The 8,688-nt window shown below is 46.8% G+C and carries 6 protein-coding genes; 2 read left to right on the top strand and 4 right to left on the bottom strand.

Features of this window, described 5'->3' with window-relative positions; translation table 11 throughout:
• Positions 1-92: 92 nt before the first annotated feature.
• The 4 genes from QUB11_RS10645 to QUB11_RS10630 all read right to left on the bottom strand — a co-directional run bounded on the left by QUB11_RS10645 (position 93) and on the right by QUB11_RS10630 (position 5,806).
• A complete protein-coding gene (locus QUB11_RS10645; RefSeq protein WP_333207065.1) occupies positions 93-1,727 on the bottom strand; it encodes an iron uptake porin in 1,635 nt (544 codons plus the stop codon).
• Positions 1,728-2,097: 370 nt separating this feature from the next.
• Positions 2,098-3,102, bottom strand: a complete 1,005-nt coding sequence (locus tag QUB11_RS10640; protein WP_333157368.1) for an ABC transporter permease subunit — start codon at positions 3,100-3,102, stop codon at positions 2,098-2,100.
• Entirely contained in the window at positions 3,099-4,643 is a 1,545-nt protein-coding gene (locus QUB11_RS10635; RefSeq protein WP_333207066.1) for a sugar ABC transporter ATP-binding protein, read from the bottom strand. Before QUB11_RS10635 ends, QUB11_RS10640 begins: the two co-directional genes overlap by 4 nt.
• Positions 4,644-4,825: 182 nt before the next feature.
• Positions 4,826-5,806 (bottom strand): ABC transporter substrate-binding protein, encoded by a 981-nt coding sequence (locus QUB11_RS10630; protein WP_333207067.1) that lies wholly within the window; start codon positions 5,804-5,806, stop codon positions 4,826-4,828.
• Between the two features lie 933 nt (positions 5,807-6,739).
• On the opposite strand from QUB11_RS10630, the gene QUB11_RS10625 reads away from it, so the two are divergent.
• Both QUB11_RS10625 and QUB11_RS10620 read left to right on the top strand, forming a co-directional pair.
• Positions 6,740-7,930, top strand: coding sequence for a glycosyltransferase family 4 protein (locus QUB11_RS10625; RefSeq protein WP_333207068.1), 1,191 nt, complete (start codon positions 6,740-6,742; stop codon positions 7,928-7,930).
• A gap of 106 nt (positions 7,931-8,036) precedes the next feature.
• The gene (locus QUB11_RS10620) at positions 8,037-8,417 is read left to right on the top strand and encodes a hypothetical protein (RefSeq protein ID WP_333207069.1); all 381 of its coding nucleotides are present in this window, start codon (positions 8,037-8,039) and stop codon (positions 8,415-8,417) included.
• Positions 8,418-8,688: the final 271 nt, after the last annotated feature.

The following is an 8,688-nucleotide window of genomic DNA, read 5'->3' as shown; positions in this document are numbered from 1 at the left end:
CCGCCCGTCCAAAAAGGACGGGCGGGACGCCCATCCCACTTTCAAGAGTGGAAGTTATTTAATTCTCATTCCTTAGTAAAATATCTTTCCGGTTAAAAGTTAAAGCCAGTGCGAAGCAACCAAACCCATTGAGTGTCGTTGCGACTGTCATTCTCAGGATTAACAACGACCCAAGCAGCAGGGGTGATAGAAATGTTGTCGTTGACCTGAAAGCGATAGAAGGCTTCAATGTGATAGGAAGTATCTCGCTCGCGGCGCACATTACTGCTCGTCACGCGACCTGGTAAACCCACTAAAATCCCCGGTAGATTGCCTTCACCTCCCACATCTGGGAAACTTATCCCGATCGCTGCATACACAATATCGGCGCGATCTTTGCCGTCAACATTTAACAAAACCACGCCACCTCTACCATCAGAAACGCTGCTAACACCGGAATTTTCGGCATTGGCGCGAGTATAAACGCCCCAACCGTGAACTTGCAACCGGGGAGCAAGGCGGTAGAATCCTTGTACGCCTACAGAATCGCTGGATGTAGCAATATTGTCCCCAAAGGGTCGCGCAGCCAGAAAACTGCCCGTACCGCCTGTGAGATCGGCTTTACCGCTTGGTGCAAAGGTACGAGAATAGGCTACGCCAATGGCTCCGCGATCGCCCCGGTAGGCAAGCTGAACCAAAGCATTGTAGGAACCGTTGAATAAACCGTTACTTTGCTGCGAGAGATTGGGATTGCCGGCAACATAGCCCACAGTCAGGGTGAGGTTTTTGACGATCGTCCAGTTGACAGCAGCACCGCCACCTCCCCGGCGGTAGAGGGGATTGTATTGTCCGAACTTCGAGGGAATTCCCTCACTATCGCTGGCGATCGTGGGAGGAGTCAGCAAATCCGTAATATCGGGATACCCGACACCTGTGGGGCCGACGGTCAGCGCCAGATTAGAGGTCAGCGGGGTCACATACAATACGTGAGGGACGGTGATTGTGTTATCGACATTGCCATCAAAGTTCAAGGCCGTCATATTTGTACCCGTCTCATCGGCAATCCTCCTGCCCAAGTTGCCGAATTCCAAACGGGTTCTGAGCATATCGCGACCGGTGAAGCTGGTTTCAAAATTTAATCGCCCCCGGTTGGCAACAATAGTGTTGGTGCGATCGCGCGAATCCCCAACACTGTTACCGGAGGTATCTGTTACCACCACAATAATTTCCGCATTCAGCTTCGTCGTAGTCGAGAACTGATTCGCTTCTAGTTCGGCTGTGCGTGCATCAAGAGTATCGACTCGACCCCGCAACACCGATAATTCAGTGGCAAATTCTGCTTGCAGCTTTTGGACGATCGCTAAATCTTCCCCAGTAATCTGGTTGGTTGTTCCTGCGGCAATTAGTTCGCTGACTCGATCGAGACAGCTATTCAATCCTGCTGCAAATTCGTACCGCGTCAGCGCTCGGTTTCCTCTGTAGGTACCGTCAGGATAACCAACAATGCAGCCGTAGCGTTCTACTAGAGATTGCAGCGCCTGAAACGCCCAGTCAGTGGGTTTTACATCCGAGAGTTGAGAGACAGAATTCACCTGCGCGAAGGGTTTTTCTGTCAAGGTATTTAACGGTTCAGGAGCAACTGAGCTATCAATTGGTGCAGCAAAAGTTGGGAATGATGTTAGTAGAAATAGAGCAGGTGAACCCAGGATAAAAGCAGTAATTAGGTGATAAAAATGCTGGATCTGCATAGGACAAAGCTCCACATAAAAACCGATATTGCATCATTCTCAAGAACGGGCAAGATGCCCGTTCCACAAGAAAATTTACTCTTTGTGGAACGGGCATCTTGCCCGTTCCTAAACAAGTAATTGAGACTGGATGTGCATAGGACAAAGCTCCGCATAAAGACCCGATCTTGCATCATTCTCAAGAACGGGCATCTTGCCCGTTCCACAAGAAAATTTACTCTTTGTGGAACGGGCATCTTGCCCGTTCCTAAACAAGTAATTGAGAAAGGTGCAATATCTCAGTTACATCCGTTAAATTCGTTACAGAATCCTTTGCCGAACTTCCTTCTTCCTTTTCCCCCTTGGGGGGGCAGGGGAGGGTTGGCTTCCCCTACGCTGCACTTGAACCGGTGCGAACTTTGTCGATCGTCACTGCAATAATTATCACCAAACCTTTCACAACTAACTGCCAGAAGAAAGACACGTTCATGAGAGTTAGTCCATTATTGAGCAGGGCAATAATTAAAGCCCCCAGCAAAGTACCCCAAATAGTGCCAATCCCACCTGTGAAACTCGTTCCTCCCAAAATTACAGCAGCGATCGCATCTAATTCGTAGCCTTGCCCCAACATCCCCGTCGCACTATAGAGGCGCGACGCGCTCATAATTCCACCTAAACCAGCAAGCAACCCACTCACGCCATAGACAAATAACAGCACCCGACTCACCTTAATACCTGTCAATCGTGCTGCCCGAATGTTGCCACCCACGGCGTAAATATGCCTTCCGAGAACAGTCCGCCGCAAAACAAACCAACTCGCTAAAACGGCGAGGAAAGCGATAACAACCAACCAGGGAATTGGGCCCAGATAATTGTTGCCTACCCAAGCAAAATTCAGATTTCTATTGATAACGGTAGTGCCGTTAGCTACTAAATAAGCAACTCCCCGCAAAGCTGTGTAAGAACCGAGGGTGACGATGAACGGAGGCAAACCTAAATAGGCAACTAGCGAGCCGTTAAGCAATCCCAAAAAGACTCCGGCTATTAACGCAGCCGGTACAGCAAACCAACCCAGACCTGGAACTAAAGAAACCAGCACCCCGACAACTGCCGTCACGCCCAAAATTGACCCGACTGAAAGGTCAATTCCGCCCGTCAAAATCACAAAAGTCATGCCAGTAGCAAGGACAATATTGATCGATGCTTGCCGAATGACATTAATCAAATTTCCTACTGAAAGAAAGTTGGGCGTTACCAGGGAAAAAATGATACAGATACCAACCAAAATCGGCAGGATACCGGCAACTTGGATAAAATTTCTCCAAGCTTGAGCTTTACTGCCTTTTTGCCGATCGCTCGCTGAACTTCTGCTGGTTTTTGTTTGCGTTTGACTCATGATTTTACTACCTCTTTTGCACCAGTGGCATAAGCCATAATGTTTTCTTGCGTAATCTTTTCCCCAGTCGCTCCGCCTACTTCACCGACAAGGCTTCCTGCGCGCATCACTAAGACGCGATCGCTCATTCCCACAATTTCCGGCAGTTCGCTGGAAATCATTAAAATAGCTACACCTTTGGCTGCCAAATCGCTAATAATTCGATAAATTTCGCTTTTTGCCCCAATGTCCACACCCCGCGTCGGTTCATCTAGCAAAAGTACCTTTGGGTTGATAGCCAACCAACGGGCTAGCAGCAACTTCTGCTGATTTCCACCAGAAAGATCCATTGCCCTGATGCTCGGACTTGCAAGGCGAATCTGCAAATTATTAATAGCATCATTGACAACTTTCAACAGAAAATTTGAGTTAATAATGCCAGCTTTTGCTTCTCGATCGAGGACATTCATGGTGATATTCTCACCCGAACTAGCCTCTAAAAAGAGTCCCAGAGCCTTGCGATCTTCTGGCACGTAAGCAATTCCGGCGGCCATTGCTTCATCGGGTGTCGAGACATTGAGATCACGACCTTCCAGTTTTATTTCACCGCTTACCTTCCGATCCGCACCAAAAATCAGGCGGGCAAGTTCTGTTCTCCCCGCGCCAACTAAACCCGCTAAACCCAGAATTTCGCCCGCATAAAGTTGAAAAGTGGCAGGCTTTACTTTGTGGCCGTCGCTTAAATTTGTTACCTCAAGAACAACTGCACCCGGTGTTATTTGATGCTTGTGTTCGTACAAATCCTGTAAAGAACGACCCACCATCATTTCCACCAGGCGTTCTGCCGAAATTTCGTGCTTTTCCAGAGAGCCAATATACCCGCCATCTCGGATGACGCTCACGCGATCGGCAAGGGCATAAATTTCGGCCATCCTGTGGCTGATATAAATAATAGCAATGCCCTCCTGCCGCAAGCGGCGAACGACTTCAAAAAGCTTATCTGTTTCGCGGTCTGAAAGCGCGGCCGTCGGCTCGTCCATCACTAAAATTCGGCTATTGTGTTTGAGTGCCCTAGCTATTTCTACTTGCTGCTGTTCGGCAATTGAAAGTGTCGAAACCAGGTCTCCCGCCTCAAAATTTGCATCAAGGTTTTTCAAGACCTCAGATGCCTTGCGTCGCATTTCATCTTGGTCTAAAAATGTACCTCCTTTCTTCAGCTCGCTGCCCATAAAAATGTTTTCAGCAACTGTCAGATTGGGGGCGAGATTGAGTTCTTGATAAATAATCGCTATGCCTAAATCTCTGGCTTGAGCGGGGTCTGTCATCTTAACAGCTTGACCGTCAATTTTGATTTCGCCTGCATCGGCTATGTAGGCTCCTGCCAGAATTTTCATCAGGGTACTTTTGCCCGCACCGTTTTCCCCCATGAGGGCGTGGACTTCGCCTGGGTAAACGGTGATATTTACATCGTGCAAGGCTACAAAACCGTTAAAGGTTTTTTTAATTCCTTGCATTTCGAGGACGGGCTTAGTTTTAATTGAATCTTGAGTGCTATTTACCATCGTAAATACCGTAAGAAAATCTGCTTGACTATTAAACTTAGATCCCCCCTAGCCCCCCTTAAGAAGGGGGGGACAAGATTCTTCTCAAAGTCCCCCGACTATCAGGGGGATTTAGGGGGATCTAGACTCGGCTAAAAACGGGATTCCTCAAGGGTTTTAGTCTTAACTTGACACGAAGAAGGTCACTCACTTGTCCAGCCTTTATGTTGATTGACGTTTTCGCGGGTAATCAGCGCGACTGGAATCAGAATGTTTGGATTGGCTGGCTTTTTGCCTTTGAGAATGTCGTTACCGACTTCAACGGCTTTGGCTGCCATGCGAAATGGATCTTGAGCTGCTGTAGCCACAAATAAACTGTTGTTCTGCTTGAGTGCATCTAAAGCTTCAGGTGCACCATCGACTCCAACAATAAAGAACTCGCTTCTTTGTGCTTGTTTGGCTGCTAATTCTGCACCAATGGCACAGGGGTCATTAATTGCAAAAACAGCATCAATTTTCGGGAAGGAAGTAAGCAAATCGCTCATCACTCTCAACCCGCCATCGCGGCTGCCTTCAGCGTTCTGATCTTTGGAAAGAACCTTGAGGTTGGGATATTTGGAGAAGACACTTTGGCAACCCTGAACTCGCTCGACGACTGAAGCGACGGGAGGCCCGTTGATAATCACAACGCTGCCTTTTCCTTGCAAGCGATCGGCTATATATTGACAGCTTACTTCGCCAGCTTGCACGTTATTTGAAGTAACTGTCGCATCAACGCCTCCCTCGGCGGCGGTATCAACTGCAATTATCGGAATTCCGGCTTGCTTGGCTTTTTCAACAGCGGGGGCAATGCCTTTGGTGTCCGCAGCATTGAGTACAATCATGCTGACATTAGAGGCAATAAAGTTTTCGATTTGATTAAATTGCTGATTTAAATCGTCGCCGCTGGAAACGAGAGTTGTCCTCACGTTTGCACCGCCGATTTTCTTGGCTGCGGCCTCAGCACCCTTGCCAACTTGTACGAAGAATGGATTGCCGAGGTCACGGACTGCTACAGCAACTGATGAAAGTTCGGAGCTGCTTGGTTGTATACTGTTTTGAGCGTTCTGGGAAGCTGCGGTGCAACTTGCTAGAGTGCTGCTGAGTAGACTAAAAAGACTGAGTGCGATCGTTACTCGTTTCACCTCAAACTCCAATGAATTCTCGTTTTGAGAGAGTCACTCGTAAATATGACGTGGCCAACCTAACATTAGCTTTGGTCAGGTTTAAGCTCGAATACTTAATGTTTTAGGGGTCTGCTTTTCTTCGTACATTATTGTACGATACCTTGTTTTTTTTCTGCTCGTAAAACTTTCTGGCTCGGCTCGTTAGACTGCTTTTGGAAACAGAAAAGATACGAATATCCAGTATCGCTCCTCGCTGCTCCAGAAATCAACGATGCTTGAATTTTTTAAATGCTTTATGAGCATTAAAATTTTCCCCTGGCGAGAAAGTTTTAGCAGAATATTTTCAACAAAATATTTCAGAAATTGCTTGTAAAACCTGGTCGAGTCATATTGAATTTAACTCTCTATGTTTGCTGATGATAACAGTTAAAAACAGCCTCGCTATCTATCTTTGGATAGACCATACTTTTACCAAAAACTAAAGATGCGATCGCCTCAATCGGCACCGATATGATAATCCTCGGTCTGGTCGGACGCGCCGCGCCAACTCAATAAATCTTAAATTTTGCTTGGGGTAGGATAGTGTAAAAAATCATTAAGTTTACCGTTAATAACGGTAGCTCATAGTAAACTGAAAGCAAAGCTTCGCGCTCACCCATGCAGCCCGTTAAAAAGCCCTAGTTAGAAAGCAGAGCGCCGCTCAAAACCAACGGTGAGAGTAGGCAAGTCAAATATTTGCCTGTAAAACCTGCAATTACAGTCATCAGGGCATGGTTTAAAAGCTCTGGATAATGGCGATACCCGGATTGGCAAAATCACTATAGCAATCATTGCAGGAGTCGTAAATTTTTTACCTCACCCCAACCCTCCCCGAACTCGCTCGCTTGGGAGTAAGAAATTCAGAGATGATGCGAGGATTGCTATATACTGCAATAATTGTCTGCGCTGTCAATGCCTAAATCTGAGATGCGATCGACAAATCACCTATTCTGTTTCCTAGAAATATTTGCCAGCGAAGGCGGCATTCAATCCTACGTTAAAGACATTTTTAAAGCTTACCTGTCCATAACCGCAGGGACAAACTCGCCGCCGCAAGCTGAAGTTTTGCTGTTGCGAGATTCCCCAGACTGCAACAATCCTTACGAATCAAAAAATCTGAAATTTTATTACCTCAAAACCGAGAAGCCCTGGTTGGGCCGTCTTAAATTTGCTACAGTATTACTAACTCGCTTGCTGCAAAAACGACCACAGCGGGTTTTTTGCGGTCACATCAAACTCGCACCGCTAATTCAAACTTTATGCCAGCCGCTGCGAATTCCCTACACAATTTTAACTTATGGCAAGGAAGTTTGGGAACCGCTTGATCCCAAATATCAAACAGCAATGAGACAAGCTGAGAGTATTTGGACTATTAGCAGGTACACGCGGGATTCCCTACGGGATAGCTTCGCCGCGCGTACTTGCGAAATTAACAACTTAAATCCCGAAAAATTCCAAATAGTGCCTTGTACTGTAGATGAAAATATATTTACCACTGGGCCCAAGCCACAGGATTTATTAGAGAAGTACAATTTGGTTGGTGCTAAAATATTGATGACTGTAGCCAGATTGCGATCGACGGATATTTACAAAGGTGTCGATGTCACAATTCAAGCTTTGCCGCAAATAGCAAAAACTTTTCCGAATGTGAAATACTTAGTTATTGGCAGAGGAGACGATCGACCTAGATTAGCCAAACTCGCTGATGATTTGGGAGTTGCCGAAAGAGTAATATTTGCGGGTTTTGTACCGACAGAAAATTTAGCAGCACATTACCAGTTGGCCGATGCTTATGTAATGCCCTCCCAGGAAGGGTTCGGTATAGTTTATTTGGAAGCGCTGGCTTGCGGAGTACCCGTACTGGCGGGAGACGCGGACGGGTCGGCAGATCCGCTGCAAGATGGTAAACTGGGATGGCGAGTTCCTCACCGAGATTCGGCAGCAGTAGCGGTTGCTTGTGTAGAAATGCTGCGAGGGGAGGATAAAAGGTGCGATCGCCACTGGTTGAGGGAACAAACCCTCGCAAGATTTAGTTTTGAATCCCTTTGTCAATCCTTACAAGGAATTTTTCAACCCTCTGACTCAGATAAACTTATGCCGTAGAGAGCGGTTTCTGGGTGTACAATGGGAAAATTAACTCGATCGACCGCCTGAATTTCTGAGTAGGATAGAGTTATGCCTACCTGCAAAGACACCCAAGGAGACCACCGTGAACCAAGGCACCCCCAAAATATCTTTCAAGCTACCCCGTATTAGTAATTGGCTGATACTGCTGGGCATCGCGTGTTTGTTGGTGTCAATTGGTTTGGGTTGGGTAGTTAAATCATTGTTGATTGTAGTAGCTTTTTTGCTGCTGACACCTGTAGTCGCATTTTTCGCGCTTCAGTGGTGGCTGAAACGCAATTTAATTGAAGATAAGTGTCCAGTTTGTCAATACGAGTTTACAGCTTTAAATCAAACTCAGTGTCAGTGTGCTAACTGCGGCGAACCTCTGAAAATAGAGGAAGGTCATTTTAGTCGCTTGACACCGCCCGGTACGATCGATGTTACCGCAGTTGAAGTATCATCGGTTCAACAGTTAGAAGAGTGAAATACCTAGCACTGACCTTCGGTGAGCGTGTAGGCTTCGTGTATCATCTGCCATTGCTCTGTTGGGTATCCCATTACTGGGTATTCGTCACCTAAGACGATCCGAGTCTTACACGGCATAAGAAAGCTTTGCAGCCTTTATCCCCTTCGTAGGAGAATCCACGCAGAAGTCCTGTTTCCCAAGACCAAAAAACCTTTCTTCGTACAGCAAACATGGCTTATTTTTTACGGCAGGGCGTTACCTTTCCAACCAGCGGTCTGCTCTTTCCCCC

The sequence above is a fragment of the Microcoleus sp. B6-A1 genome, assembly GCF_036705085.1.
Classification (GTDB): domain Bacteria; phylum Cyanobacteriota; class Cyanobacteriia; order Cyanobacteriales; family Microcoleaceae; genus Microcoleus.
This window is presented reverse-complemented; position numbering and strand designations above follow the sequence as displayed.

Coding starts and splice junctions, on each gene's coding strand:
- QUB11_RS10645 (WP_333207065.1), bottom strand. CDS start 1,727: ATGCAGATCCAGCATTTTTATCACCTAATTACTGCTTTTATCCTGGGT.
- QUB11_RS10640 (WP_333157368.1), bottom strand. CDS start 3,102: ATGAGTCAAACGCAAACAAAAACCAGCAGAAGTTCAGCGAGCGATCGG.
- QUB11_RS10635 (WP_333207066.1), bottom strand. CDS start 4,643: ATGGTAAATAGCACTCAAGATTCAATTAAAACTAAGCCCGTCCTCGAA.
- QUB11_RS10625 (WP_333207068.1), top strand. CDS start 6,740: ATGCCTAAATCTGAGATGCGATCGACAAATCACCTATTCTGTTTCCTA.